The 25,438-nt window shown below is 70.6% G+C and carries 24 protein-coding genes and 1 pseudogene; 12 read left to right on the top strand and 13 right to left on the bottom strand.

Annotation, left to right across the window (positions count from 1 at the left end; translation table 11 throughout):
- Nucleotides 1–18 precede the first annotated feature (18 nt).
- Nucleotides 19–1,140 carry an IS630 family transposase gene (locus OG609_RS24225; RefSeq protein ID WP_327272935.1) on the top strand — a complete coding sequence of 374 codons (1,122 nt, stop codon included), beginning with the start codon at nt 19–21 and terminating at the stop codon, nt 1,138–1,140.
- On the opposite strand, the gene OG609_RS24220 is transcribed toward OG609_RS24225, so the two are convergent.
- Together OG609_RS24220 and OG609_RS24215 are read right to left on the bottom strand one after the other, a co-directional pair.
- A complete protein-coding gene (locus OG609_RS24220) occupies nt 1,137–2,621 on the bottom strand; it encodes an alpha/beta hydrolase (protein ID WP_327274744.1) in 1,485 nt (494 codons plus the stop codon). The two genes, OG609_RS24225 and OG609_RS24220, sit on opposite strands and share 4 nt — an antisense overlap.
- A 242-nt stretch (nt 2,622–2,863) precedes the next feature.
- Entirely contained in the window at nt 2,864–3,070 is a 207-nt protein-coding gene (locus OG609_RS24215; protein WP_327274742.1) for a hypothetical protein, read from the bottom strand.
- Between the two features lie 681 nt (nt 3,071–3,751).
- Between OG609_RS24215 and OG609_RS24210 the strand changes: the two genes are divergently transcribed.
- The 4 genes from OG609_RS24210 to OG609_RS24195 all read left to right on the top strand — a co-directional run bounded on the left by OG609_RS24210 (nt 3,752) and on the right by OG609_RS24195 (nt 7,001).
- The gene (locus OG609_RS24210) at nt 3,752–5,392 is read left to right on the top strand and encodes a penicillin-binding transpeptidase domain-containing protein (RefSeq protein ID WP_327274741.1); all 1,641 of its coding nucleotides are present in this window, start codon (nt 3,752–3,754) and stop codon (nt 5,390–5,392) included.
- Between the two features lie 46 nt (nt 5,393–5,438).
- Nucleotides 5,439–5,588: a hypothetical protein gene (locus OG609_RS24205; protein WP_327274740.1), complete on the top strand. Its 150-nt coding sequence runs from the start codon at nt 5,439–5,441 to the stop codon at nt 5,586–5,588.
- 64 nt (nt 5,589–5,652) lie between these two features.
- The gene (locus OG609_RS24200) at nt 5,653–6,153 is read left to right on the top strand and encodes a YbaK/EbsC family protein (protein ID WP_327274739.1); all 501 of its coding nucleotides are present in this window, start codon (nt 5,653–5,655) and stop codon (nt 6,151–6,153) included.
- The gene (locus OG609_RS24195) at nt 6,150–7,001 is read left to right on the top strand and encodes a DMT family transporter (protein ID WP_327274738.1); all 852 of its coding nucleotides are present in this window, start codon (nt 6,150–6,152) and stop codon (nt 6,999–7,001) included. The genes OG609_RS24200 and OG609_RS24195 overlap by 4 nt, the downstream gene beginning before the upstream one ends.
- Before the next feature lie 74 nt (nt 7,002–7,075).
- On the opposite strand, the gene OG609_RS24190 is transcribed toward OG609_RS24195, so the two are convergent.
- Both OG609_RS24190 and OG609_RS24185 read right to left on the bottom strand, forming a co-directional pair.
- A complete protein-coding gene (locus OG609_RS24190; protein WP_327274737.1) occupies nt 7,076–7,456 on the bottom strand; it encodes a hypothetical protein in 381 nt (126 codons plus the stop codon).
- Nucleotides 7,457–7,500: 44 nt separating this feature from the next.
- On the bottom strand, nt 7,501–7,764 hold the full coding sequence (locus tag OG609_RS24185; protein ID WP_382900422.1) for a hypothetical protein: 264 nt from the start codon (nt 7,762–7,764) through the stop codon (nt 7,501–7,503).
- Nucleotides 7,765–7,874: 110 nt separating this feature from the next.
- On the opposite strand from OG609_RS24185, the gene OG609_RS24180 reads away from it, so the two are divergent.
- The 3 genes and pseudogenes from OG609_RS24180 to OG609_RS24170 form a co-directional block, all read left to right on the top strand.
- Nucleotides 7,875–8,696, top strand: coding sequence for a helix-turn-helix domain-containing protein (locus OG609_RS24180; protein ID WP_327274736.1), 822 nt, complete (start codon nt 7,875–7,877; stop codon nt 8,694–8,696).
- Nucleotides 8,696–8,908 (top strand): DUF397 domain-containing protein, encoded by a 213-nt coding sequence (locus OG609_RS24175; RefSeq protein ID WP_382900418.1) that lies wholly within the window; start codon nt 8,696–8,698, stop codon nt 8,906–8,908. The genes OG609_RS24180 and OG609_RS24175 overlap by 1 nt, the downstream gene beginning before the upstream one ends.
- An 80-nt stretch (nt 8,909–8,988) precedes the next feature.
- Nucleotides 8,989–9,072 (top strand): annotated as a pseudogene (locus OG609_RS24170) (hypothetical protein); the annotation flags it as partial.
- Between the two features lie 67 nt (nt 9,073–9,139).
- Here the strand turns inward: OG609_RS24170 and OG609_RS24165 are convergent.
- Nucleotides 9,140–10,678 (bottom strand): DHA2 family efflux MFS transporter permease subunit, encoded by a 1,539-nt coding sequence (locus OG609_RS24165; RefSeq protein WP_327278161.1) that lies wholly within the window; start codon nt 10,676–10,678, stop codon nt 9,140–9,142.
- Nucleotides 10,679–10,970: 292 nt separating this feature from the next.
- Between OG609_RS24165 and OG609_RS24160 the strand changes: the two genes are divergently transcribed.
- Nucleotides 10,971–11,963 (top strand): Lrp/AsnC family transcriptional regulator, encoded by a 993-nt coding sequence (locus OG609_RS24160; RefSeq protein ID WP_327274735.1) that lies wholly within the window; start codon nt 10,971–10,973, stop codon nt 11,961–11,963.
- A gap of 32 nt (nt 11,964–11,995) precedes the next feature.
- Here the strand turns inward: OG609_RS24160 and OG609_RS24155 are convergent, their stop codons facing one another.
- The 5 genes from OG609_RS24155 to OG609_RS24135 form a co-directional block, all read right to left on the bottom strand.
- Nucleotides 11,996–12,796: an SDR family NAD(P)-dependent oxidoreductase gene (locus tag OG609_RS24155; RefSeq protein WP_327274734.1), complete on the bottom strand. Its 801-nt coding sequence runs from the start codon at nt 12,794–12,796 to the stop codon at nt 11,996–11,998.
- The gene (locus tag OG609_RS24150; RefSeq protein ID WP_327278160.1) at nt 12,793–13,956 is read right to left on the bottom strand and encodes a serine hydrolase domain-containing protein; all 1,164 of its coding nucleotides are present in this window, start codon (nt 13,954–13,956) and stop codon (nt 12,793–12,795) included. Before OG609_RS24150 ends, OG609_RS24155 begins: the two co-directional genes overlap by 4 nt.
- A 66-nt stretch (nt 13,957–14,022) precedes the next feature.
- Complete coding sequence (locus tag OG609_RS24145; RefSeq protein WP_327274733.1) at nt 14,023–14,793, bottom strand: energy-coupling factor ABC transporter ATP-binding protein; 771 nt, start codon at nt 14,791–14,793, stop codon at nt 14,023–14,025.
- Complete coding sequence (cbiQ, locus tag OG609_RS24140) at nt 14,790–15,551, bottom strand: cobalt ECF transporter T component CbiQ (RefSeq protein WP_327274732.1); 762 nt, start codon at nt 15,549–15,551, stop codon at nt 14,790–14,792. Before cbiQ ends, OG609_RS24145 begins: the two co-directional genes overlap by 4 nt.
- A 1-nt stretch (nt 15,552) precedes the next feature.
- Complete coding sequence (locus OG609_RS24135) at nt 15,553–16,611, bottom strand: energy-coupling factor ABC transporter permease (protein ID WP_327274731.1); 1,059 nt, start codon at nt 16,609–16,611, stop codon at nt 15,553–15,555.
- Nucleotides 16,612–16,812: 201 nt separating this feature from the next.
- On the opposite strand from OG609_RS24135, the gene OG609_RS24130 reads away from it, so the two are divergent.
- Nucleotides 16,813–17,178: an SsgA family sporulation/cell division regulator gene (locus OG609_RS24130; protein WP_327274730.1), complete on the top strand. Its 366-nt coding sequence runs from the start codon at nt 16,813–16,815 to the stop codon at nt 17,176–17,178.
- A gap of 162 nt (nt 17,179–17,340) precedes the next feature.
- Here OG609_RS24130 and OG609_RS24125 read toward each other — a convergent pair whose 3' ends face one another.
- Nucleotides 17,341–19,584: an MMPL family transporter gene (locus tag OG609_RS24125; RefSeq protein ID WP_327274729.1), complete on the bottom strand. Its 2,244-nt coding sequence runs from the start codon at nt 19,582–19,584 to the stop codon at nt 17,341–17,343.
- A 145-nt stretch (nt 19,585–19,729) separates the two neighbouring features.
- Nucleotides 19,730–20,305 carry a TetR/AcrR family transcriptional regulator gene (locus tag OG609_RS24120; protein ID WP_327274728.1) on the bottom strand — a complete coding sequence of 192 codons (576 nt, stop codon included), beginning with the start codon at nt 20,303–20,305 and terminating at the stop codon, nt 19,730–19,732.
- Between the two features lie 170 nt (nt 20,306–20,475).
- On the opposite strand from OG609_RS24120, the gene OG609_RS24115 reads away from it, so the two are divergent.
- On the top strand, nt 20,476–23,769 hold the full coding sequence (locus OG609_RS24115) for a S41 family peptidase (protein WP_327274727.1): 3,294 nt from the start codon (nt 20,476–20,478) through the stop codon (nt 23,767–23,769).
- Nucleotides 23,770–24,023: 254 nt separating this feature from the next.
- Here OG609_RS24115 and OG609_RS24110 read toward each other — a convergent pair whose 3' ends face one another.
- Nucleotides 24,024–24,800 (bottom strand): alpha/beta fold hydrolase, encoded by a 777-nt coding sequence (locus OG609_RS24110; protein ID WP_327274726.1) that lies wholly within the window; start codon nt 24,798–24,800, stop codon nt 24,024–24,026.
- A 57-nt stretch (nt 24,801–24,857) separates the two neighbouring features.
- On the opposite strand from OG609_RS24110, the gene OG609_RS24105 reads away from it, so the two are divergent.
- Entirely contained in the window at nt 24,858–25,331 is a 474-nt protein-coding gene (locus OG609_RS24105; RefSeq protein ID WP_327274725.1) for a MarR family winged helix-turn-helix transcriptional regulator, read from the top strand.
- Nucleotides 25,332–25,438 lie beyond the last annotated feature (107 nt).

Below are 25,438 nucleotides of genomic sequence, written 5' to 3'. Positions count from 1 at the left end.
TCCATCGTTAGTTCCTGTATGAGTGTTTCTGCGGGTGTGCCCGCACCGCGTCGTGGTCCGAAGCTGGAACCGTTGTTGTTGTCCGTTGACGAGCGTGCGGTGCTGGAGCGTTGGGCCCGGCGGGCGACGTCTGCGCAGGCGGTGGCGTTACGGGCGCGGATCGTGCTGGCGTGTGCAGGCCCTGACGTTCCGCCGATTGTTGTGGTGGCGCGGGATCTTCGGGTAGCGGCGGATACGGTCCGCAAGTGGCGTCGGCGGTTCCTGGCCGCCCGGCTGGACGGGTTGATGGACGAGCCCCGGCCGGGTCGACCGCCCACCATCAGCGTCGACCAGGTGGAGGCCGTCGTGGTCAGCACGTTGGAGGAGATGCCGAAGAACGCCACGCACTGGTCGCGCAAGTCGATGGCCGACCGCAGCGGGCTGTCGAAGTCGACCGTGGGCCGAATCTGGCGCAAGTTCCATCTCAAGCCTCATCTGACGGACACCTTCAAACTGTCGGCGGACCCCTTGTTCGTGGAGAAGGTCTACGACGTGGTCGGGCTGTACTTCAATCCGCCCGAAGGGGCGGTGGTGCTGTCGGTGGACGAGAAGTCGCAGATCCAGGCGCTGGACCGGTCTCAGCCGGTGCTGCCGATGATGCCGGGCATGCCCGAGCGTCGCACCCACGACTACGTCCGCAACGGTCTGACCACCCTCTTCGCGGCCTTCGACGTCGCGACCGGCGAAGTCATCACCTCGCTGCACCGTCGGCACCGGGCAGCGGAGTTCAAGAAGTTCCTCATCAAGATCGAAAAGGAGGTTCCCGGGCACCTCCAGGTCCACCTGATCTGCGATAACTACGGCACCCACAAGACGCCCGCCATCAAGGCATGGCTGGCCAAACACCCCCGATTCCACCTGCACTTCACCCCTACCAGTTCGTCCTGGATCAACCAGGTGGAGAGGTGGTTCGGCTTCCTCGCCGACCAGAAGATCCGCCGCGGCTCCCACAAAAGCGTGCGTTCCCTGGAAGCCGACATCCGTGCGTGGGTAAAGGAGTGGAACGAAAACCCAACACCGTTCATCTGGACCAAGACGGCCGAGGAGATCCTCGACTCCCTCGCCCGCTTCTGCCGACGGATCTCCGGCGCAGGACACTAGCCGCCGCAGGTCAGGTCCTTCGCGGGCAGCTGGCCCGTGGTCAAGTACCGCGTGACGCCGGCGTCCGCACAGGACGGGCCGGCCACCACCACGCCGTGGCCCTCACCGCCGGCCACCGTGACCATCCGCGCACCGTGCAGCGCCCGCCGCATGCCCTGCGCCATGGCCAGCGTCGCCTGCGGGTCCCACTGGTTCTGCACGATCAGCGCGTTGACGTCGTTGCTCACCACGGTGGCCGGCTCGCTTCCCGCCGACTTCCAGAACGCGCACGGCTGAATGTTGGCCCCCAGGTCGCCGGCCAGCGGGTACTTGGCTCGGTCTCGCATCGCGTCCCGGCGGTACCGCTCGGGGTTGCGCGGCCAGCTGCGGGTGTCGCCGCAGAAGACGGCCCACACGGCGGCGGACTGGTTGTCCGCCGGAACGTCCGCACCGAACGCCCCCGCCCCCGCGTCGGCGGACCGGACCGGGACGGAGTCGGGCACCGCCGACGCGGTCGGCGTGGCCGGCGCGGGCGGTCCGCCCGCAGCCGCGGCCTTCAACGCGACGATCCACGGGGTGACGGTCGCGACGTGGACGAACGCACCGTACTCGGAACGGATGGCGCCGCCGCTGAGGGTCCCGCCCGTCGTCGGGACGGGCGTGCGGTCGGCGCGGGCGATGAGCTCCCCGTACGTCTTCCGGACCTCCGCCGGAGTCGGGCCCAGCCCGTACGTGGCGTTGCGCGCGGCGGCCCACTCGGTCCACCGGGTGAAGGCGAGTTCGGCCCCCGCCGACCATCCCCGGAACATCCCTCGCCACGCGAGCGTCGGATCGAGCGCGCTGTCGAGCACGAACCGGTCCGAATGCCGGGGGAACATCTGCGTGTAGACGGCGCCCAGGTACGTGCCGTACGAGTACCCGAAGTAGGAGATCTTCCTCTCTCCCAGTGCCGCCCGGACGACGTCCATGTCCCGTGCCGTGTTGCGGGTGGTGAGGTGCGGCAGCACGTCCCCCGCCTTGGCCCAGCACTTGTCGGCCACCGTCCGGGCCCGGGCCACGTCCTTCGCGAACGTCCTTGCGGTGTAGGGGTGCTGGAAGGTCTGTTCGTCGCCCGTCAGGTCGCAGCCGATCGGCGAGCTCTGCCCGACGCCTCGCGGGTCGAAACCGATCAGGTCGAACCGCTCTCGTACCTCCGCCGTCAGCAGCGGCTCCATCTCCGTGGGCATGGTCAGCCCCGGAACGCCCGGACCCCCGGGATTCATCAGCAGCACGCCGTGCCGCTCCTTCGCGCTGCCCGCCTTGATCCGCGATATCGCGAGGTCGATCTTCCGGCCCCCGGGGTCGCTGTAGTCCAGCGGCACCTTGATCTTCGCGCACTCGAACTCCGCCGGCCCGCCCGTATCGCAGCGCTCCCAACGGAGTTTCTGCTGCGCATACTGCTGGAGCGGATCCCCCGCCGCGAACGCCGTCACGGGGGTGAGCGCTGCCGTCACGGCCGTCACCGCGCCGACCGTCAGCACGGAAATCGTTCGTCCGCCTCGTAGAGCCATGCCAGTCCTCTGTACAGAATCAGTGTCTCGGATCGCCTCCAGTCTCTGTTCCGGCCCACTCGTACCTCGTACGGCTCAGGGATGGGCCCGTGATCCAACTCGTGGCGTACGGCGACGCACCGACCTCCTGCTGGAGTCCTGCTCCTTGTCGTTCACCGGTCAGGGTGGGTGGCCGATCGGCCACCTGCTGGCCGTCACGCCGTGGACGCCCCGGCCCGCAGCGCGGCGATGGCACAGGCGGCCTCAGCGCCGACGGCGCGGCCGATCGCTGTGTCGTCGGCGCCCGGGCAAGAGCGGGTGAACACGGTTGCCGCGTTCCGGCATCCGCCGGGGTGGGTGACGATGCCGACCTCGTTGCGCACCACGCCGACCGGGCTGCCGCTCCTCGCGACCGCCCACACCGGCAGACGGAAGCCAACGAAAAGGCGGTGTCCCTCAGTTGACGCCCCACCACCGTCCGCACCCACACGCAGACAGCAGGGGCCCGGTGCGATCGGCCCATGCAGTGGTTCGGCCGTGCCGCGGGCGGTGGTAGGGGTGGAGCGGCGCGGGTCGAGCGCCCGACCGGTGGCCAAGTTCTTGTCGGCGGCGAGCTCCGGGAGCGGCGGTGGCGGGCCAGGCCGGCGCGTCGGCCCACTCGGCGCGGCCTCCCTGTCTTCCGGCTTGTCGGATCAGCACGCGGATCCCCCGCCCCCTAGGGGTTAGGGGAGGGATGCCCGGCGTCGCGCGTCCAGCCAGATCCAAGCCACACCCGCGTCATTCCATGGACAGCACACCAGGTCTTCGGGCCCCGTCCGGCAGGGAAACCGCTGGTCGGGGCCGTCTGCGCCGCCATGCGCGAGGCTTCATTTATTTCTGGCCCATTTATACGGGGACGCCCATTCCCGACGGGTCCTGGCGGGACCGAATGTGGCTGGATACCTGGATTTGACCGGCACACCTTGACTTGACCGTCATGTTCATGCCGCATGTATCGCGTTCCTATAACAACCATCTCGACTGTCACCGTCGTCCCGTAGTGTGCCCGGCAGCATCCCCTTGAACGCGTTCAAGGGGAACTCCTGGGGAGGGGGACTGCAGGGATGCGCAGTGGAGCGAAGGTTGCGATAGTCGGCGGAGTGTTCGCGGTCGTGGTCGGCGGGGTGGGCTACGGGGCGTACAACGTCCTGGACGACCTGAACGGCGGTGGCGGCGACGGCACGGACAGCAAGTCCACCTCCGCCGAGGTGAAGACGGGGCCGGTCACCAAGGCGGAGATCGACGACGCGTCGAAGAAGTTCCTCAAGGCCTGGGCGAGCGGTGACGCGGCCGCCGCGTCCCAGCTCACCAACAACGCGGCCGAGGCCGAAACGGCCCTGACCGGCTACCGCGAGAGCGCCCATGTCACCGACGCGGTGATCACTCCGGGCCCGGCGGTCGGCACGAAGGTGCCGTACACGGTGAAGGCGACCGTGTCGTTCGAGGGGAAGTCCAAGCCCTGGTCGTACTCCTCCGAACTGACCGTGGTGCGCGGCCTGACCACCGGCAGGCCGCTGGTCGACTGGGCCCCCGCCGTGATCCACCCGGATCTGACCGCCGGTGCGTCGCTCAAGACGGGTGAGGCGTCGACGCCGTCGATCGAGGCCGTCGACCGCAACGGCAGGACGCTCACCAAGGAGAAGTACCCCTCCCTGGGCTCGATCCTGGACACACTGCGCGAGAAGTACGGGGAGAAGGCGGGCGGCACCGCGGGCATCGAGACCTGGATCGAGAGCGCGGACGCGAACGGCCCGGACAAGACCCTGCTGACCCTCACCAAGGGCCGGCCGGGCAAGCTGCAGACCACGCTGGACGCGAACGCGCAGGCGGCGGCCGAGGTGGCCGTGAAGAAATTCAGCCAGGCCTCGGTGGTCGCGGTCCGGCCGTCCACGGGCGCGATCCGCGCGGTCGCCAACAATCCGGCCACCGGCTTCAACACGGCGATGCAGGGCAAGCAGGCACCCGGGTCGACGATGAAGATCGTGACGGCGGCGATGCTGATCGAGAAGGGCGTCGCGGCGGCCGACCGTCCGGTGGAGTGCCCGAAGGACGTGATGTGGCAGGGCCGCACCTTCCACAACCTGGACCACTTCTCCCTCCCGGACACGGCCACGCTCACCACCAGTTTCGCCCGGTCCTGCAACACCGCCTTCATCAAGCTGATCGACGAGGTGGACGACGAGACCGCGCTCGCCAAGGAGGCCCGCGACGTCTTCGGCATCGGCCTGAACTGGCAGACCGGTGTGGTGACCTTCGACGGCAGCGTGCCCGAGGCCACCGGTGGCGAGGCGGCCGCCCAGTACATCGGTCAGGGCACGATCCAGATGAACGCACTCAACATGGCGTCCATCACCGCCACCGCCAAGAACGGCACCTTCCGCCAGCCGATCCTCGTCGACCGGGACCTCGACGGCCGGCCGATCGCCACCGCCTCCCGGTCGCTTTCCCCGTCCGCGTCCCAGCAGGTCACCAACATGATGCGCCAGACCGCGAGTTGGGGCACCGGAAAGGCCGCGATGGCCTCGGTCGGCGGCGACAAGGGCGCCAAGACGGGCTCGGCAGAGGTCGACGGCCAGGCCACGTCCAACAGCTGGTTCGCCGGCTTCAGCAACGACCTCGCCGCCGCGGCGGTCGTCCAGTCCGGCGGCCACGGCGGCGACGCGGCAGGCCCGGTGGTGGCGGCAGTCCTCCGCGCGGGGTCGTGAGATGACTGCTGCCGGGCCCCGGGGGTCACGCACGTTCGTTCTCGGAATGTGCGCGGCCGTCGGCGGGATCGCGGGCGCCGTCAGAGGTGTGGCGGACGGCACGGGCCTCCTCAAGGTCCTCGGACTGCTGGCCGTCGGAGTGTTCGGGGTGCTGCTGACCGTCGCCTGCGTGGTGAATCACTCCAAGGAGCGGTGACCGCCGCCCCGCACGCGTGGAACCCCGTCGCGTGCCCCGTGCGACGTTCGCTAGCGTGCGGGGCATGAGCACTTCCGATGCCACCGCCGCTGCCGAAGCCCACCCTCGATTCGCCGAGGCCCTCCGGGAGCTGGGGCTCGATGTCGAGGTCCGCCGCTTCCCCGAGGCCACCCGTACCGCCGCCGAGGCCGCCGCCGCGATCGGCTGTGAGCTGAGCGAGATCGTCAAGTCGCTGATCTTCGAGGCCGACGGGGTCCCCGTGCTGGTCCTGATGGACGGCTCCTCGCGCGTCGACGTGGAGCGGGTACGCGCGGAGCTGGACGCCGGGAAGGTCAAGCGGGCCGGGGCCGAGCTGGTCCGGGAGACGACCGGGTACGCGATCGGCGGCGTACCCCCCTTCGGGCACCGTACGAGGACCCGGGTGCTGGCCGACCGGGGGCTGCTGGACCACGAGGTGGTGTGGGCGGCGGCAGGCACCCCGCACACCGTCTTCCCGCTCGACCCCAAGTCGCTGATCGGGCACGCTGGCGGAACCGTGGTGGACGTGCGCGAGCAGTCGAAGTGACACCGCTGGTCGCGTTCGCGGTCCTGGTCGCGGCGGTCACGCACGCCAGTTGGAACGCCATCGCGCACGCGATCAAGGACCAGCTCCTCTCCTTCACCCTGATCTCCGGCGGCGGGCTGATGATCGGCGCGGCCGGTGCCCTCCTCGTGCCGTTCCCGGCCGCCGCGGCCTGGCCGTATCTGCTGGTCTCGGCCGCGCTCCATGTGGCGTACATGCTGCTGCTGATGCGTTCGTTCACCCTGGGCGACTTCGGGCAGATGTACCCGATCGCCCGGGGCACGGCGCCGCTGGTGGTGACGGTCCTCGCCGCGGTCTTCGTCGGCGAGCACCCGGACGGCTGGGCCACCGCCGGGGTCGCGGTGGCCTCGGCGGGGCTCGTCGGGCTGGCCCTCTGGGGCATCCGGGGTTCCGGCAGACGCCCCGACTGGCCGGCCCTGCTGGCCGCCCTCGCGACCGGCCTGGCCATCGCCGGGTACACCACGGTGGACGGCGTCGGAGTACGCGCCTCCGGCACCCCGCTCGGCTACATCGCCTGGCTGATGATCCTGGAGGGCCTGGCGATCCCGGCCTACGCGCTGTACCGCCGCCGGGGCGAACTCGTCGGCCGGCTCAAGCCGTTCGCCGCGCGCGGGCTGCTGGGCGCGGCCCTGTCCGTGACGGCGTACGGCCTCGTCCTGTGGGCCCAGACCCGGGCGGCACTGGCCCCGGTCGCGGCCCTGCGGGAGTCGTCGATCATCGTCGGAGCGGCCATCGGGACGCTGTTCTTCAAGGAACGGTTCGGCGCCCCGCGGATCGCGGCGGCGGGGCTGATGGTGGTCGGCATCGGGCTGATGCTGCACACGAGTTGAGCACGACGACCCTGCGGCTCCGCCCTTTGCGGAAGGGTATCCCGTGACAGCCGAATCCCGTCGATCATCACGTTTCAATCGGGCTGCACGGAGAGGGTGTACGTGAAGTCGGTGTCGGGGACGACGACGAGGAACGGGTTGCCGTTCTTGATGTGTGCCTGGGCCGCGCGCTGGCCCTGCCGGTCCTCGTACCAGGCACGGAGCTCGGCGGGGCGGTCGGGCGTGGAGCCGACCGGCAGCCGTTTCAAGGGCTGCACCCACGCCGAACGCTCCAGGTCCCATCGCGGGCTGAAGCCGGAGTCGGAGTCCGGTTCGGCGTCGGGATCGGCGTCGATCCGGTCCGCGATCCACAATGCCTGACCGCCCAGCCACCGCAGCGCCAGCACCGGGGAGATGGTCCGGAACATGCCCAGCACGTGCCTCTCCATCTTCCCCGTGCCCCCGAAGAACTCCATGGCCAGCGCCTCGCACCGGTAACCCCCCGGCACCGCAGCCCCGTTCACAGCCCACCCCGGCTGCTCCGCAGATTCCGCAGCGCGTTCTCCACGCTCAGCCGCTCGGCCGGAGTCAGCGCCCGGACCCACTCGGGCTCCGCCTCCCACTCCACACCGCCACCGACCGGGCGCAACGACCAGTACGGACCGGCAACCCCGCGGAACTCACCCACCCGGTCGCCATGGCCGGTATCCCGGAAAAGCGTTCCAGGCGGGGGGACTTGAAGGGGTTCGTGACGAGTCAGGGCTACGTCGTCGTCTTCGGGCACGTCAACTCCGCTCCGTAGTCATCCCACTACCAGGAGGCTTCAGCGTGGCCTAGAGTCGAGACATCTTCAACGTTCCGCAATCGGAGGGCACGTTGGTAAACGTTAAGCAGTTGAACCCTGAGGCAAGCCCGCGAGCGGCCTACGGCGCCCGCTTACGCAGTTCCCGTGAAGTACGCGGCTGGACGCAGGATGAGCTGGCTGACCTGGCGGAATACTCGGGCAGGCACATCTCGGCCATCGAAACCGGCCGCAAACCGCCAACGCTCCGCTTTTCGCGGAGCGTGGATACTGTCTTCGGATTCACCAGCACTGCCGAATCGTTCGAACGCGCGTGGGCAGAGCTCCGGAACGGCAGTCTGCTGGAAGGCTTCCCGGAGTACCTGGGGCAGGAGAGCCGCGCGGCTGAGATCCGGATGTTCGACGTTGGGGTGATTCCGGGGCTGCTTCAGACGCCGGAGTACGCCACGGCCATCGAAGAGGGGCATGCGAAGCGGGGCACGATCACCCCGGATCAGGCATCGGAGCGGGTCGAGGCGCTGATAGAGCGGCAGGCGGCCCTAGTGCGCCGCATCCCGCCCATGCTGATCGTGGTGCTGGACGAGAGCTGCATCCGTCGTGTGATCGGAGGGGCAGCGGTCATGGAACGCCAGATGGCCCATCTCATCGAGTGCGCCGAGAGGCCGGACACCGTGCTTCAAGTGGCCTCCTACTCCATGGGCGAGCGCCGCCCGTTCAACCGGCTGGTGAACCTTCTGACCCTGCCCGACCGCTCGGTGATGTCCTACGTGGAGTCTGAAACCAATGGGTACTTGGACAGGGAATTGACGTCCGTGCTGCCGCTGGTGAGGTATTACCATCAGCTTCAGGCTGAGGCGCTCTCCCAAGCGGCGTCCGTGGCCATGTTCGACGAAGTGCGAAAGGGAACCCCCTGATGACTGATTCCCCCTCCCTCCTCTGGGTCAAGTCTTCGTACAGCGGCAGCGGCGGTTCCTGCGTCGAGTGGGCCCCGCTCAGTGCACTCGCCACCGGCATCGTCCCCGTACGCGACTCCAAGAACCCGGGCGGCCCCGTGCTGCACGCCTCCCCCGCCTCCTTCGCCGCCTTCGTGGCGGGCGTCAAAGCCGGGGAGTTCGGCGCCGTCTGACCTGAACCAACCCCCGCCCCGCCCCGCCCCGCCGTGCCACGCATGGCGGGGCGGGGCGCGATCGCGGGGCCGCCGTCGAGATCGCGGCCCCTGGTTGTCACGTCCGGCCCTACGCCTCCGGCAGCGCCGATCTGCGTACGGGGCGGCCCATGCCCTCGCGCGGGCGCATCCGTATCGGCAGCACCACCAAGACGTTCACCGCGACCGTCGTGCTCCAACTCGCCGCCGCGCTCAGCTCGCCGGGACCGGCGCCAGGCGGGCCGGCGGTTCCTCGGTGGCCGGGGCCGCCGGGGCCGTCGGCCTGGCGGCCGGGCGCAGGAGCACGGCGCAGGCGAGGGCGGCCAGCAGGGCGAGCGAGGCCGAGACGGTCAGGCACAGCCGCATGCCGTCGAGGAAGGAGTCACCCAGGGCGGTCAGGGCCGGTCCGGTGGCGGCGTCCAGGTCGAGCCCGGCCACGGCGCCGAGTCCCTGCTCGCGGGCGGTGTCGAGGACGCGGGCACCGGCCTCGGCGGGCACCCCCGCGTCGGCGAGGCGGCCGGGCAGCGCGTCGAGGGCCCGGGTGGTCAGCAGGGTACCGAGCACGGCGGGGCCGAGGGCTCCACCGACCTGGCGGAAGGCGTTGTTCCCGGCGGCGGCCATCCCGGCCAGGTGGTACGGGACGGAGGACACCGCGGAGGCGGTCATCGGGGTGAGCACGGCACCCATGCCGAGGCCCAGCAGGGCCAGCCGCCAGACGATCGAGCCGTAGGAGGTGTGGGCGTCGACGCCGGTCAGCGAGAGCATCGCGCCCGCCGCGACGACCAGGCCCGTGGTGATCAGGACCCGGGGGGAGACCCGGTGCATCAGGCGTCCGATGGGCGCCCCGACAACGAGGGCCACCCCGGACACCGTCACCATCCGCAGTGCCGCCTCGATCGTGGTCAGGTGCTGGACCATGCCGAAGTAGAGACTCAGCACGAAGAAGAAGCCGATCAGCCCGAGGAAGCTGATCATGGCGACCAGGGCGGTGGCGGTGAAGGCCGGGCTGCGGAACAGCGCCAGGTCGAGCATCGGGCTCGCGCTGCGGCGCTCCACGGCGACGAACACGGCCGCGGATACCGCGCCGAGCACCAGGGCCGTCACCACGGCGGGCTCGCCGAAGCCGTCAGCGCCGCCCTCGATCACGCCGTAGACGACCGCGGTGACCGCGACGGCCGCGCTGATCTGTCCGGGCCAGTCGAGCCGGCGGCCGTGCGGGGCGCGCGAGTCGGGCAGCAGGAACGCCGCGACGACCAGCACGATCAGGGAGACCGGCACGGGCAGGAGGAAGATCCAGCGCCACGCGACGTGCTCCAGCAGCGCACCCGCGATCAGCGGGCCCACGGCGAGCGAGGCCATCAGGGACATGGCCCACAGGCCGATGAACCTGCCCCGTTCCCGGTGGTCGGGGGCCGCGTGGCTGATCAGGGCCAGCGTCGTGGGCAGCAGCGCCGCCGCCCCCAGCCCGGAGACGGCCTGCCCGGCCCACAGGGCCTGCACCGAGTCCGAGGACAGCGAGATCGCCGCGCCCAGCGCACAGAAGGCCATGCCCGCCTGGAAGACCCGCTTGCGGCCGTGGACGTCGCCCCACACCCCGGTGGTCAGGATCAGCGCGGCCATCGGCAGCACGAAGGCGTCCGAGACCCAGGACAGCTGGGACGTGGAGGCGCCCAGAGCCCGCTGGACGGCCGGCAGGCTCACCGACACGGTGGTCACGGGGAGGTAGGCGACGAAGACGCCCAGGCAGGCCATGACGAGCGTGACGCCCCGCCCTGATCTGTCCTGTGTCGTTGCGGAATTCACGAAAAGGTTCCTTCTGCTGCGGGGGTGGGTGCCGCGCGGGCACCGGCTGCGATGTGAGCACCGCCGTCCGGCGTGCGCCCGCTCCCGGGCGCACCGGCGTACCACCGCGTTCCGCGCGGTCCGCCGGATCACCCGCAAAGCCGCCGACCAGCTTCGCCCCGACCGTCGATGAATCCCCAAGCGATCCCGGCGAACGTCATGGAACCTCCGGATGGAGCGCCGCTCATGTGACCATTCATCCATGCCTGACGATCTGGACCGCAAAATCATCCATGGGCTGAACTGCTCGCCGCGGGTCTCCTTCCGCCGCCTCAGCGAGGTCGTCGGGGTGTCCGAGCAGACCGTGGCGCGCCGCTACAGCGCCCTGCGCCGCGGCGGCGTCGTCCGCGTCGTCGGGCTGAGCAGCCCCGCCGCCCACGGCCGGTCCGAGTGGATCGCGCGGCTGCGCTGCCGCCCGGACGCCGTGGGGCCGCTCGCGGATTCCCTGGCCCGCAGGCCGGAGGTCGCGTACACAAGCATCGCGTCGGGCGGTTCGGAGATCATCTGCATCATCCGTTCGCCCGCCGGGACCGCCGGCGACGACGTGCTGCTGAGGCGGCTTCCCCGGGCGGCCTCGGTCCTCGACCTGAACGTCGATCTTCTCGTCCACGCCTTCGGTTCCCCGGACACGGCCGGCTGGACCGGGCGGGAGGGCTCGCTCACCGACGAGCAGGTGCGGCTGCTGACCGCGGAGCGCCCCATCCCCGCCGGGCCCCCGCTCACCCCGACCGAGGAGGACCGCCCGCTCCTCGAAGCGCTGGCGGAGGACGGCCGCGCCTCCCACACCCGGCTCGCGGAGGCCACCGGCTGGTCCAAGCCGCGCGTGGCCCGTCGGCTGGAGGCCCTCGAAGCGACCGGCTCGCTGGTCTACGACATCGACACCGTGCCCGAACGCCTCGGCTACGAGCTCAACGCCACCCTCTGGCTCCAGGTCGACCTGCCCCGGCTCCAGGAGATCGGCGAGGAGCTCAGCGGGCACGACGAGTGCGCCTTCGCCGCCGCCATCAGCGGCAAGCACAACATCATGGCCGTGGTCATCTGCAAGGACACCCCGGACTTCTACCGCTACCTCAGCGGCCGCTTCGCCCGTACCGAGGGCATCAGGGGCTACGAGATCAGTGTGCGCGTGCGCCGTCTCAAGCAGGCCGCCTCCCTCATCCTCCACGGGCGGCTCGTCCACCCCGCGCTCGCCTGACCCGGGCGCGGGGCGGACCGGGTCCGCATCGGTCAGGCCCCCGAAACCGCGTCCCGGAAGCCGTAGTTGACCGCCGTCAGCCCGCCGTCCACGCGGAGCGTCGTCCCCGTGATCCAAGCCGCATCGCGCGAGGCGAGAAAGGCGACGGCGGACGCGATGTCGTCGGGCTCGCCGACCCGGCCGAGCGGGTAGAGGCCGCTCACCCGGGACAGTTCCGCGTCGCGGCCCGTCCAGGCGTCGGTGCGGATCGTGCCGGGTGCGACCAGGTTGACGCGTACGCCGCGCGGTCCCGCATGGCCCGCCAGGGTACGGGTCAGGCTGCCCAGGCCCGCCTTGGCCGCGCTGTAGGCGTGATTGCCGAAGTCCTGTTCGCCGTTGACCGAGCCGATGTTGACGATCGCGCCCCGGCCGGAGGCCACCAGGTGCGGTAGGGCGGCGCGGGCACAGCGGTACGGTCCGGTGAGTGTGATGTCCAGGTCGCGCTGCCAGACCTCGTCGGGCTCGTCCTCGAAGAACGGCGCGTCGGGGGCACAGGCGTACGCGTTGTTCACCAGCACATCGAGGGAGCCGAAGGCGGCGACGGCGTGGGCCACCGCGGCCTCGACCGCGGCCCGGTCGCCCACGTCGCAGGGCAGCGACTCGGCCGTCGCGCCCGTCTCGCGTATCTCCGCGGCGGTGCGTGCGGCGCGGTCGCCGTCCAGGTCGGTGACCAGGACGCGCGCGCCCTCCGAGGCCAGCCGGCGGGCCGTGGCCGCACCGATCCCCTGGCCTGCTCCCGTGATGAGTACGCCGTGACCGTCGAACCGTGAACCAGCAGAGTGAGGAGGAGTCATAGCGCCGACCGTACTGCCCTGACCAGGGCCTGGGCACGGGGATCGGCGGTGACTCCCTTCTGCAGACCGTTCGTCACATAGCCCAGCGCGATACCGGATTCGGGGTCGGCGAACCCGAGCGAGCCACCCCGGCCGGGGTGGCCGAACGAGCCGGGGGCCAGCAGCGGGGCCGCCGGGCCGTGCAGCATGTAGCCGAGGCCGAAGCGGGTGCTGACGACCAGGACCCGGTCCGGGCCGGCCGACTCCTCGGTGCGGGCGAGGGTGAGCGTGGCCGGGGCGAACAGTCGGTGGCCGTCGACCGGGCCGATCATCGCGGCGTAGCAGCGGGCCAGCGCGCGGGCGGTGGCGATGCCGTTGGAGGCGGGGAGTTCGGCCACCCGGTAGGCGGGGTCGTTCTCGTCGGGGAGGGGGTCGATGGCCCCGAAGGCGCGGCGGGTGAGGGACTCCGGGTCGCGGTAGGCCTCGACGACGGACCGCTTGGGGCGCACCCTCAGGGCGCCGCCGTTGCCCGCGTCGGCCGGGGGTTCGACGGGCCCGATCCGGCCCACCCGGTGTGCCTCTTCCGCCGGGAGGCCGAACCAGAAGTCCAGGCCGAGCGGGCGGGCGATCTCCTCGACGACCCAGCGGCCGACGGTGCGGCCGGTGACCCGGCGCACCAGTTCGCCTATGAGCCAGCTGTAGGTCTGGGCGTGGTAGCCGTGGTCGGTGCCGGGTTCCCACTGAGGGCGCTGGGCCGCGACGGCCTGTGGCCCGGAGATCCCGTCGGCCGCCTCGGAGGGGGTCAGCGGGCAGTCGAGGGCGGGGATGCCGGCCCGGTGGGCGAGGAGGTGGCGGACAAGCACACGTTCCTTGCCGGCCGCCTTGAACTCCGGCCAGTACGTGCCGACCGTGGCGTCGAGGTCGACCTGGCCGCGCTGGTGCAGCATCAGCGGTACGGCGGCGGCGATGCCCTTGCCCGCCGAGCGGACGATCTGCACGGTGTCGACGGCCCACGGTTCGGCGCCGTCGACGTCTCTCGTACCGGCCCACAGATCGACGACCTTGCGCCCGTCCCGGTAGACCGCGACGGCCGCACCGCGTTCGCCGCGCTGCTCGAAGTTACGGATGAAAGCATCCCGGACCGGTTCGAATCCGGCCGCCACCGTGCCTCGTACGTCCACGCCTGCTCCTGCGCTCCCGCTCATCCCCCCATGGTGCATCCCGCCGCAGGTCGGACGCGGGGCGGGTCACCCCATGTTCACAGTCACGGAACGCGGGTCGAAGCCGAAGGGCAGCTCCAGACGGTGGCTGCGCATCAGTTCCTCGTCGCAGAGCAGATCCTGGGTACGGTCGTCGGCGGCGATGACACCCTCGCTCAGGACGACCGCGCGCGGGCAGAGCTCCAGGGCGTACGGCAGGTCGTGCGTGACCATGAGCACAGTGACGTCCAGGGACCGCAGGATGTCGGCGAGCTCGCGCCGCGAGGCCGGGTCCAGGTTGGAGGACGGCTCGTCCAGCACCAGGATCTCCGGCTGCATGGCGAGGACGGTGGCGACGGCGACGCGGCGGCGCTGGCCGAAGGAAAGGTGGTGCGGCGGCCGGTTCGCATACTCCTCCATGCCGACCTGCCGCAGGGCTTCGGTGACGCGTTCCTCCAGTTCGGCGCCGCGCAGCCCGGAGGCGGCGGGGCCGAAGGCGACGTCCTCGCGGACGGTGGGCATGAAGAGCTGGTCGTCGGGGTCCTGGAAGACGATGCCGACACGGCGGCGGATCTCGGCGAGGTTGCGCTTCTCGACCGGGAGACCGGCGACCCGGACGGTGCCCGCACCGGCGTCGAGGATGCCGTTGAGGTGGAGGACGAGGGTGGTCTTGCCGGCTCCGTTCGGGCCGAGCAGGGCGACGCGTTCGCCTCGGGCGACCGTCAGGTCCACCCCGAAGAGCGCCTGGTGGCCGTCGGGGTAGGCGTAGGCGAGGCCGCTGACCTCCAGGGACGGCGCGGGGGCGGTGGGCATGCTCATACGGTCCATCCCAGCAGACAGATTATGAGGGCGAGTACGGGGAGTGCCGAGGCGTGCGCCCACTGGGTCCTGGAGGCCGTCACCTCGTCGATGACCGGCATGGAACCGGCGTAGCCGCGGCTGACCATCGCGAGGTGGACGCGTTCGCCGCGCTCGTAGGACCTGATGAAGAGCGCGCCCGCGGATTTGGCCAGGACACCCCACTGCCGTATCCCGCGCGCCTCGAAACCGCGGGAGCGGCGGGCGATCGACATCCGGCGCATCTCGTCGGTGATCACATCGCCGTACCGGATCATGAAGGAGGCGATCTGGACGAGCAGCGGCGGCAGCTTGAGCCGCTGCAGGCCGAGCAGCAGCGAGCGCAGTTCGGTGGTGGAGGCGAGGAGCACGGACGCGGCGACGCCGAGGGTGCCCTTGGCGAGGACGTTCCAGGCGCCCCAGAGGCCGGGGACGCTGACCCAGAGGCCGAGGACATGGGTCTGCTCGCCGGGCACCACGAACGGCATGAGCAGCGCGAACGCGACGAACGGCACCTCGATGAGCAACCGCTTGAGCAGGAAGCCTGCGGGGATGCGGGCCAGTGCGGTGACGGCGCCGATCAGTGCCGCGTACAGCGCGAACGCCCACACCGCCTCGCGCGGCGTCGAGACGACGACCACGACGAAGCAGAAGGCGGCGGCGAGCTTGCAGTGCGGCGGCAGGTCGTGGACGGGCGAGTGCCCGTGCCGGTAGAGCCTGTGTGCATGTCCGGCGCCCATGTCAGACGGTCTCCTCGGTGCGTGGGCTGCCGGCGGGCGCGTCCGGCGTGCGACGGCGGCGGACGACGTAGAAGACTCCGCTGCCGACCAGGATCGTGGCACCGACACCGATCACTCCGGCGAGGCCGCCCGAGATCCGGGCGTCGGAGACGTCCTTGACGCCGTAGTCGGCGAGCGGGGAGTCCTTGGCGGCGTGCTCCTCGGTCTTCTTGTCGATGCCCTGGTCGGCGGCGACCTTCTCCAGGCCGTCGGGGCTGGCGGAGGCGTAGAAGGAGACGAAGCCTGCCAGGACGAGGGCGGTGACCAGGCCGATGGCCCGGATTCCCCGGGTGGAGCGGGCGGCGACGGGGGCGACGGACTGCCGGGCGGGGGCGTCGACGAGCTCGCCGTCGACCCGGAGCTTGAGCGGGGCGGTGAGTCCGCGGGCGCCGTGGACCAGATCTGGACGTACGGCGACGACGGCGCCGACGGTCAGGGCGGTGATCACGGCTTCGCCGATACCGATCAGTACGTGGACCCCGACCATCGCGGTGAAGACCTTGCCGATCGGTATGTCGGTGGTGCCGCCGATCCAGTAGATCAGCGTGAAGACGCAGGCCGCGGCCGGTACGGAGACCAGGGCGGCGACGAAGGACGCGGCCGTCATGGAGCGACGGGTGCGCGGCAGCACGCCGACCAGCCCGCGGAAGAGGGCGTACGCGACGACGGTGGTCGTGATGCCCATGTCGAGCACGTTCACGCCGAGCGCGGTGAGGCCGCCGTCGGCGAAGAGGATGCCCTGCATGAGCAGTACGACGGAGATACAGAGCACCCCGGTGTAGGGCCCGACCAGGATCGCGGCGAGCGCACCGCCCAGCAGATGCCCGCTGGTGCCCGCCGCAACCGGGAAGTTCAGCATCTGTACGGCGAAGATGAACGCGGCGACCAGGCCGGCGAGCGGAGCGGTGCGTTCATCGAGTTCACGGCGGGCGCCCCGCAGGCTGACGGCGACGGCACCCGCGGCGACGACTCCAGCGGCGGCGGAGACGGGGGCGTTGATGAATCCGTCGGGTACATGCATGGAGGAGGCTCCGCTTCCTGCGTTACTGCGTAGCTGCGCGGGGTCATGAACCTCGCAATGATAGACCCTTGTTGCGAACCATTCGCAAGAGCGCATAGATAACAGCTGTGCGACCTCGGTCACCCCGGCACCCTCACCGCACCAGCCGGCCAAAATGTGGGACATTAGATGGCAAGGGTGGGCAAACAGGAGGAGTCGGCCATGTCCCTCGTGATCGAAGAGCACACCGAAGCCCGGCTCATCACCGAGGCCACCGACACCTTCGCAGTCCCCGTCGACCTGCGGTACGACGCCACCTCCGACCCGCGAACCGTCCATGTGGCCTTCCCCGGCGGCACCGACTGGGCCTTTGGCCGCGACCTGCTGGAGGGCGGGATGCGCTCCCCCGCCGGGCGCGGCCCCATCCGGATATGGCCCTGCGGCCGGGCGCAGCTGGTCGTGGAGAAGCATTCGGCAGACGGCGTCGAGGTGGTGCAGTTCGACAACGCGTCGATGAACCGCTTCCTGCACCGCATCCACGACGAGACCGGGCCCGAGGCCGTGCGGACGGTGACCACCCGGGCGTGACGGCATGAATGAGCCCCCGTGCCGCTCGCACGGGGGCTCATCGTCGCCCCGGTCCCCCGTCCCCACAGGTAACCGGCGCATCCGGGGCCGCGCTCCGCTCAGACGCGGACCCCGGAAGCCCTACGGTCCGGCCGTGCGGCTCGGACTCGGGCCGGGCCCGGCTCAGACGCGGATCAGCTCACGCTCACCCTCGGCGTCACCGCCGTATCCGTCGCGGCTGGTGCCGCCCTCGGGCGTCTCGCCGAGCTCCTTGCGCAGCCCCTCACCCTCCACGTCCACGTTCGGCAGGAGACGGTCCAGCCAGCGCGGCAGCCACCAGGCGCGCTGGCCGAGCAGGGCGAGGACCGCGGGCACGATCGCCATCCGGACGACGAACGCGTCGAAGAAGACGGCGATGGCGAGCGAGAAGCCGATCATCTTGATCATCTGCTCGCTGGAGCCGATGAAGCCGGCGAAGACCGCCATCATGATCACGGCCGCGGCCGTGACGACCCGGGCGCCGTGCTTGAAGCCGGTGACGATCGCCTGGCCGGGCTTCTCGCCGTGGACGTACGCCTCCCGCATCCGGGTCACGAGGAAGACCTCGTAGTCCATGGCGAGGCCGAAGACCACACCCACCATGAAGATCGGCATCATGGACATGATCGGGCCGGTCTGTTCCACGCCGAAGAGCGAGCCGAGCCAGCCCCACTGGAAGACCGCGACGACCGCGCCCAGGGCCGCGACGACCGAGAGCAGGAAGCCGAGGGCCGCCTTCAGCGGCACCAGCACCGACCGGAAGACCAGCATCAGCAGCAGGAAGGCCAGGCCGACGACGAGCGCCAGGTACGGCAGCAGCGCGTCGTTCATCTTCTGCGAGAAGTCGATGTTCATCGCCGTGGAGCCGGTGACCAGGACCTCGGCGCCCGTGTCGGACTTGATGTCCTTGCCCGTGTCACGGATCGCGTGGACCACGTTCTCGGTCTCGGTGGAGCTCGGCCGGTCCTTCGGGACGACGGTGATCATCGCGGTGTCGCCGGCCTTGTTGAACTGGGCCGGCGTGACGGCGACGACGCCCGGGATGCCGGAGATCTCGTCGGAGACCTGCTTGGCGGCGGTCTTGCCGTCGGAGCTGTTCGCGGTGTCGACGACGACCATCAGCGGCCCGTTGAAGCCGGGGCCGAAGCCGTCGGAGAGCAGGTCGTAGGCGCGCCGCTGGGTGGTGCTGGTGGGCTGGGAGCCGTCGTCGGGCAGGCCCATCTCCAGGGACGCGGCCGGCACGGCGATCGCACCGAGACCGATGACTCCGGCCAGCAGCACCCACACCGGCTTGCGCAGTACGAACCGCGCCCAGCGGGTGCCCATGTTCGGCTTCGCCTCGGGCCGGTTCCCGGCCTCGGCGGCCTTGCGCGCCTTGCGTCCCATGACCCGCTTGCCCGCGAAGCCCATCATGGCCGGGACCAGGGTGAGCGCGATGAGGACGGCGATCGCGACCGTGCCGGCCGCGGCGAAGCCCATCTTCGACAGCATCGGGATGTTGACGACGGCGAGGCCGACCAGGGCGATGACGACAGTGAGACCGGCGAAGACGACCGCGGAACCGGCCGTGCCGACGGCGCGTCCGGCCGCTTCCTCACGTTCCCGGCCATCGGCCAGCTCGGCGCGGTAACGGGAGACGATGAACAGCGCGTAGTCGATGCCGACCGCGAGGCCGATCATCATCGCGAGGGTGGAGGTGGTGGAGCCCAGGTCGAGTACGTTCGCCAGTGCCGTGATCGTCGAGACACCGATGCCGACCCCGATCAGGGCAGTGAGCAGCGGCAGCCCGGCGGCGATCAGCGAGCCGAAGGTGATGACCAGCACCACCGCCGCGATCGCGACACCGATGATCTCGGTGGCCCCGGTCTCCGGCATCACCTGGAGCGCGTCACCGCCGATCTCCACGGTCATCCCGCTCTTCTGCGCCGTGTGGCCCGCGTCCTCGAGGGCGCCCCGGGTCGCGTCGGTCAGCTCCATCGAGTTGACCTTGTAGGACACGGAGACGTACGCCGTGGAGCCGTCCTTGCTGACGGCGCCCGCGGTGTACGGGTCGGTGACCGAGGCGATCTGGTCCGAGCCGGACTTCAGCTCGCCGGCGATCTTGTTCACCTCGGCCTTGTTCGCCGGGTCCGTCATCTTCTGGCCATCGGGGGCCTTGAAGACGACACGTGCGGTCGCGCCGTCGGCGCTGGAGTCGGGGAAGCGCTGTTCCAGCAGGTCGAAGGCCTTCTGCGCCTCCGTACCCGGGATCGAGAAGGAGCTGGAGGTGGCGGTGGACGCGGAGGCCGCGCCGAATCCGGCGAGTGCCAGCAGTGCCACCCAGATCAGGGCGACATAGCGGCGGCGCCGGAAGGCGAGCCGTCCGAGCTTGTAGAGGAATGTGGCCACGGAGACGTACTCCCGGTCAGGTCGTGTGAGTGGAAAAGGGCGTGAGGAACCAGCCCGACGACGAGAGCGGCGTGTCAGGTGGGGCTTGGGGAGGGGGCCGTGCAAAGGGGACGGGAGGGTCGGACTCCGGAGCCGGCCAGGATCTTCAGCCGACTCCGAGTGCGGGGAGAATCACGGAGTCGACGTAGTCGGTGAGGAACGCCTGGTCGACGGGGCGGTCCTCGACCAGCTGCCGAGCGGTGAAGGCACCGATCAGCATGTGCGATACATACTTCAGCGCCGGATGGTCCGGACGCAGTTCACCCCGGTCCACGGCTCGGCGCAGCAGCGTGTTGAGGCCGGTCATCTCCGGCTCGATCAGCAGTTCGCGCAGGGCCTGGAGCAGATCGGGATTGTCGTGGACGGCATGGCTCAGACCCCGCATCAGCGCGGAGTTCTTCTCCATCTGGCAGTCGTCCGTACGGCTCAGCGCGGCGTGGAAGTCACCGCGCAGCGATCCGGTGTCGATCTCTGCGAGGGACACCGGCTTGTTGTGCCGCAGGGCCGTGACGACCAGCTCGGGCTTGCTCCCCCACTGGCGGTAGAGGGTGGCCTTGCTCGAACGGGTGCGGGCGGCGATGGCGTCCATGGTCAGGGCGTCGTAGCCGACCTCGCGGAGCAGGTCGAGCACGGCGGCGTACAGCTCGCTCTCGCGCTCGGGCGTGAGCCGGGTGCGCGCCATGTGCCGACCTCCTGTTCGCCTTCTGTTCGTGACTCCCGTACAGCAGCCAATCGAACGAAACTGTTTCGTACACATCGACGGTACTCCGCACGCCCAGCGAAACGAAATCGTTTCGCTTGTGTTCCGCACCACAAGTTGCCGGGGCCCGCCGGCGCGGAAAGCATTGGAGGGTGAGTGACGACGTCGCGTATCTCCGTTTCCCGCACCTCCACGAGGATCTGCTCTGCTTCGCGGCCGAGGACGATCTCTGGATCGCTCCCCTCGCCGCCGAGGGGCAGCGGCCCGGCCGCGCGTGGCGGCTGACCGTCGACCGGACCCGGGTCAGCCACCCGAGGTTCTCCCCCGACGGAAGCCGTATCGCCTTCACGACCTGGCGCAGCCTCGACCCCGAGATCCATCTCGCACCGGTCGAGGGCGGCCCGGCCCGCCGCCTCACCTACTGGGGGTCGACGGACGCCCGGGTCTGCGGCTGGACACCCGACCCCCCGGACACCTCGCAGATCCTCGCCGTGTCCTCACACAACCAGCCGTTCTCGTACGTCTCCTGGGCCTACACGGTCCCCACGGACGGCAGCCCCGGCGGCAAACTCCCCTGGGGACCGGTCTCCGACATCGCCGTCGCCGACATCGACGGCGAGCGGCGCACCCTGCTGCTGACCGGCAAACCTCCGCACGAACCGGCCTCCTGGAAGCGGTACCGGGGCGGTGCCATGGGGCGGCTGTGGCTGCACGGCAAGCGGCTGCTCCCGGACATCGGCGGGCATCTCGACTCGCCCATGTTCGTCGGCGGCCGGATCGCGTTCCTCTCCGACCACGAGGGCGTCGGCAATCTGTACTCCTGCCTGCCCGACGGCAGCGATCTGCGCCGCCATACGGATCACGACGCCTTCTACGCCCGGCACGCGTCCAGCGACGGCAGCCGGGTCGTCTACCAGTGCGCCGGCGATGTGTGGCTGGTGGACGACCTGGAGTCGCCGGACGCGGTGCCGCGGAAGCTGGAGGTACGGCTCGGCGGTCCGCGTGCCGGACGGCGTACGTACCAGGTGTCGGCCGCCAGCAATGTCGACTCGCTGTCCGTGGACGAGACGGGCCGGGCCAGCGCCGTCTCCGTACGCGGCAGCCTGTACTGGCTCACCCACCGCGACGGCCCCGCCCGGACGATCTCCGATACCCCGGGGGCCCGGGTCCGGCTGCCCGAGATGCTCGGCAGCGGCGGCCAGGTCGCCTACGTCACGGACGCGGACGGCGAGGACGCGATCGAGATCGCCTACCTGCCGCGCGCCAGCGGCGACCGCGAGCCGCGCCGGCTGGCCTCCGGACAGGTCGGCAGGGTCCAGGAGCTGATCGCCGACCCGGACGGCGAGCGCCTGGCGATCGCCACGAACGACGGGCGGCTGCTGCTCCTGGACACGGACGAGGAGGAATCCACCGGCGAACCCACCGAGCTGATCCGCTCCGTCAACGGCCCGGTACGCGACATGGCGTTCTCTCCGGACGGCGCCTGGCTGACCTGGTCGCACCCCGGGATCGGCCGTTCGCTGCGCCAGATCAAACTGGCGCGCATCCTCGGGTCCGGCGCTCCGGTGATCGTCGATGTCACCAACGGCCGCTTCGAGGACGAGAATCCCGTCTTCACGGGCGACGGACGCTACCTCGCCTTCCTCTCCTGGCGCGGTTTCGACCCGGTGTACGACGTCCACACCGGGGACCTCTCCTTCCCGCTGGGCTGCCGCCCGTACCTGGTGCCGCTCTCCTCGGCCACGCCCTCCCCGTTCGCCCTGTCCCCGGAGGGGCGTCCCGCGGCGGGCGGTCTCGACCCGGCCGACGACGTCGTCGTCGAGGCCGGTACGGGCGAGGGGCCGTCAACGGTCACGGTCGAGTTCGAGGGCCTGGAGAACCGGGTGACACCGTTCCCGGTCTCCGCGTCGAAGTACTCGGCCCTTCATCCGGTCAGCGGTGGCGGGCTCGTCTGGCTGCGCTGGCCGATCTCGGGCGCGCTCGGCGAGACATTCGCCAACCCGGCGGACATGTCGGGCCGCCCCACGCTCGAACACTTCAACATCTCCAAGGCCAGGAAGACCGAGCTCGTCGGCCATCTGGACTGGTTCGCGGTCAGCGGCGACGCGACGCGGCTGGTCGTCATGGACGAGGGCGAGCTGCGCGCCGTCCCCGCCACCGAGACCGGCGACAGCGACTCGACGGTCTACATCGATCTGCGCCGCATCCTGCACGAGGTCGACCCGGGGGCCGAGTGGCGGCAGGCATACGGGGAGGGCGGCCGCATCATCCGCTCGTACTTCTGGGAACCGGACATGTGCGGCATCGACTGGGACGGCGTGCTCGACCAGTACCGCCCGCTGGTCGAACGGGTCGCCTCCCCCGACGAGTTCGCCGATCTGATGCGCGAGGTCCTGGGCGAACTGGGCACCTCGCACGCGTATGTGGCACCGGCCCGCCGCAACGAGGGCCCGCCGCACTACCAGCGGGCGATCGGGATGCTCGGCGCGAACCTGGTGTGCCGGGACGGCGACTGGACGATCCGGCGCATCCTGCCCGGTGACTCCTCCGACTCCAAGGCCCGTTCCCCGCTGGCCGGTACGGGCATCCGGGAGGGCGCGGTCCTCACCCATGTCGACGGCCGTCCGGTCGACCCGGTGGCGGGCCCGTACCCCCTCCTCTCCGCAGCGGGCGGCACCACGGTGGAACTCACCTTTCGCCCGTCCGGCAGTGAGGGCCACTCCCGCCGGGTCGCGGTCGTCCCCCTGGTCGACGAACGGCCGCTGCGCTACCAGGACTGGGTGGCCAAACGCCGTGCAGTCGTACGGGAGTTGAGCGGCGGCAAGTGCGGGTATCTGCACATCCCCGACATGGGCGGCTCGGGCTGGGCCCAGTTCAACCGGGACCTGCGCGGGGAGGTCTCCCGCCCGGCCCTGATCGTCGATGTACGCGGCAACGCGGGCGGCCACATCAGCGAGTTGGTGGTCGAGAAGCTCACCCGCACGATCCTCGGCTGGGACCTGACGCGCAACGCCCAGCCGGTCAGTTACGCCTCCAACGCCCCCCGGGGCCCGGTGGTCGCCCTGGCCGACGAGGCGACGTCCTCCGACGGCGACATGATCACCGCCGTGTTCCGCCTGCTGAAACTGGGCCCGGTGGTGGGCCAGCGGACGTGGGGCGGCGTGGTCGGCATGACCGGCCGGCACCGGTTGGGTGACGGCACGGTGATCACGGTGCCGATGAACGCGGCCTGGTTCGACACATACGGCTGGTCGGTCGAGAACTACGGCGTCGAACCGGACCTGGAGGCCCTGCGCACCCCGCTCGACTGGGCCGAGGGCCGGTACGCGGTGCTGGACGACGCGGTGCGGGTGGCCCTGGACCTGCTGGCCGCGCATCCGGCGGCGACGCCTCCGACCTACGAGTCGGTCCCGGACCGGCGGCGTCCGCCCCTGCCGCCACGGTAACCGGCCCCTGGGCCGAACGGACGGCAACGACGGGGCGGGCGTCGGCGGCTCCGGCAAGGCCGAAGGCGCGCTCACCGGAGGCCCCACCGTGGTCAACGGCAACCCGCGGCGAAGGTCAGCGGATCGACGCCGAGCGACGGCATGGCTGGTGTCACGGCCGGGCCGGACTGCATCCCCCGGCCACCACTGCGCGTATACATGCGTGGGACGCCGGCCCTTCCCGTCCTCGGCCGCCCGCTGGTTCCACGCCGCGGTCACACCGTGCGGAGGAAGTCTTCGAGGGCCGCGTTGAAGGCGTCCGGGCGTTCCACGTTGGGGTAGTGGGCGGTGCCCTCGATCGACATCGCGCGGCCGTCGGGGACGGTGCGGATGAGGCGTTCGGCCATACCGATGTGGTCGGGTGAGTCGAGGGCGCCGTTGACGGCCAACACGGGGACGTCGATCCCGCCGGCACGGTCCCAGGTGTCGGTCATCGGGACGAGCCAGTTGGGCTCGTCGGGGGTGTGCTTGGCCAGCGTGCCCCGCGTCATCCCTCGCAGACGGTCGACGGCGTCGGGGTCGAGGGCGTCGAGGGTGCGGTGCGGGCCCGCCGCGAAGAGCGTGAACGCCTCGACCGAGGCGTCGAGGTCACCGATGGCCATCGCCGCCTGCCACGCGGCCAAGGTCCCGGTGGTCCAGGGGTCGGTGAAGTACGGCTCACTGGTCCCCGCGCCGACGACGACCACGGCACTGACCAGTTCCGGGTACTCCAGCGCGGTGTCGACCGCGACGCTGGCCCCCATGGAGACGCCTGCCAGGACCGCCGGGCCGGTGTCCAGGTGACGCAGCAGCGCGGCGAGATCGTCGGTGTGCCGGAACGGTGCGGTGGCGTTGGCGGACCGCCCGTGGCCGCGGGCGTCCGGCGCGATGACGCGGTGGCGCGGGGCGAAGAAGGGGATCTGGTCGTCCCACATCGTGTGGTCCAGGAAGCCGCCGTGCAGCAGGACGAGGGGGTGGCCGGTGCCGGTGTCGAGCCAGAACAGATCATTCATGACAACCAAGGTGTCATTGTTGCGACGGAATGACAACCCAGGTGTCATGATGGTGGGGTGAGTGACACAAACCGGGGCGTGGCGTCCGAAGAGCAGAACAGCCGACTGGCCGAGGTGTTCGACCTGGTGGGGCCGCTGTACCGGCGCACCCAGCGCAAGGTGGAGCAGGACATCTCCGTCCAGGGGCTGTCGGTGGGGGTGCGGGCCGTCCTCAGCCTGCTCCACGAACACGGGCCCATGACCGTTCCCGAGATGGGCCGGGCTCAGGCGTTGAGCCGCCAGTTCGTGCAACGCATGGTCAACGACGCGACCGCACTGGGTCTCGTCGAGTCCGCCCCCAATCCGGCCCACAAGCGGTCGTCCCTCAACCGGCTGACCCAGCGAGGCCGGGAAGCCATCACGGCCGTGATCGAACGCGAACGCGCGATCCTGAGCCGGGTGGGCAGCGACCTCACCGATGCCGAGGTCGACGCCTGTCTCCGGGTCCTCTCCCGCCTCCTCGATCTCATGGGCGGCGACGACATCGACTGAGCCGGGTCCCACAGGGTCGACTGACACGGCTCCTGGGAGACTCGCGAATCCTGCGGCGGGTGCACGACTGATGTCTGACAAATGATCACGGCTGCGGCATCCCGAGC

It is taken from the genome of Streptomyces sp. NBC_01224 (assembly GCF_036002945.1).
Lineage (GTDB): Bacteria > Actinomycetota > Actinomycetes > Streptomycetales > Streptomycetaceae > Streptomyces.
The sequence above is the reverse complement of the archived record's forward strand: the minus strand, read 5'-3'. Positions and strand labels throughout refer to the sequence as shown.

Excerpts from the sequence above, each read along its gene's own strand:
- OG609_RS24155 (WP_327274734.1), bottom strand. The coding sequence starts at position 12,796 with ATGACTCCTCCTCACTCTGCTGGTTCACGGTTCGACGGTCACGGCGTA.
- OG609_RS24225 (WP_327272935.1), top strand. The coding sequence starts at position 19 with ATGAGTGTTTCTGCGGGTGTGCCCGCACCGCGTCGTGGTCCGAAGCTG.
- OG609_RS24175 (WP_382900418.1), top strand. The coding sequence starts at position 8,696 with ATGACTGATTCCCCCTCCCTCCTCTGGGTCAAGTCTTCGTACAGCGGC.
- OG609_RS24200 (WP_327274739.1), top strand. The coding sequence starts at position 5,653 with ATGAGCACTTCCGATGCCACCGCCGCTGCCGAAGCCCACCCTCGATTC.
- OG609_RS24110 (WP_327274726.1), bottom strand. The coding sequence starts at position 24,800 with ATGAATGATCTGTTCTGGCTCGACACCGGCACCGGCCACCCCCTCGTC.
- cbiQ (WP_327274732.1), bottom strand. The coding sequence starts at position 15,551 with ATGGGCGCCGGACATGCACACAGGCTCTACCGGCACGGGCACTCGCCC.
- OG609_RS24210 (WP_327274741.1), top strand. The coding sequence starts at position 3,752 with ATGCGCAGTGGAGCGAAGGTTGCGATAGTCGGCGGAGTGTTCGCGGTC.
- OG609_RS24190 (WP_327274737.1), bottom strand. The coding sequence starts at position 7,456 with ATGGAGTTCTTCGGGGGCACGGGGAAGATGGAGAGGCACGTGCTGGGC.
- OG609_RS24145 (WP_327274733.1), bottom strand. The coding sequence starts at position 14,793 with ATGAGCATGCCCACCGCCCCCGCGCCGTCCCTGGAGGTCAGCGGCCTC.
- OG609_RS24205 (WP_327274740.1), top strand. The coding sequence starts at position 5,439 with ATGTGCGCGGCCGTCGGCGGGATCGCGGGCGCCGTCAGAGGTGTGGCG.
- OG609_RS24165 (WP_327278161.1), bottom strand. The coding sequence starts at position 10,678 with ATGGCCTGCCTGGGCGTCTTCGTCGCCTACCTCCCCGTGACCACCGTG.
- OG609_RS24120 (WP_327274728.1), bottom strand. The coding sequence starts at position 20,305 with ATGGCGCGCACCCGGCTCACGCCCGAGCGCGAGAGCGAGCTGTACGCC.
- OG609_RS24130 (WP_327274730.1), top strand. The coding sequence starts at position 16,813 with ATGTCCCTCGTGATCGAAGAGCACACCGAAGCCCGGCTCATCACCGAG.
- OG609_RS24135 (WP_327274731.1), bottom strand. The coding sequence starts at position 16,611 with ATGCATGTACCCGACGGATTCATCAACGCCCCCGTCTCCGCCGCCGCT.
- OG609_RS24160 (WP_327274735.1), top strand. The coding sequence starts at position 10,971 with ATGCCTGACGATCTGGACCGCAAAATCATCCATGGGCTGAACTGCTCG.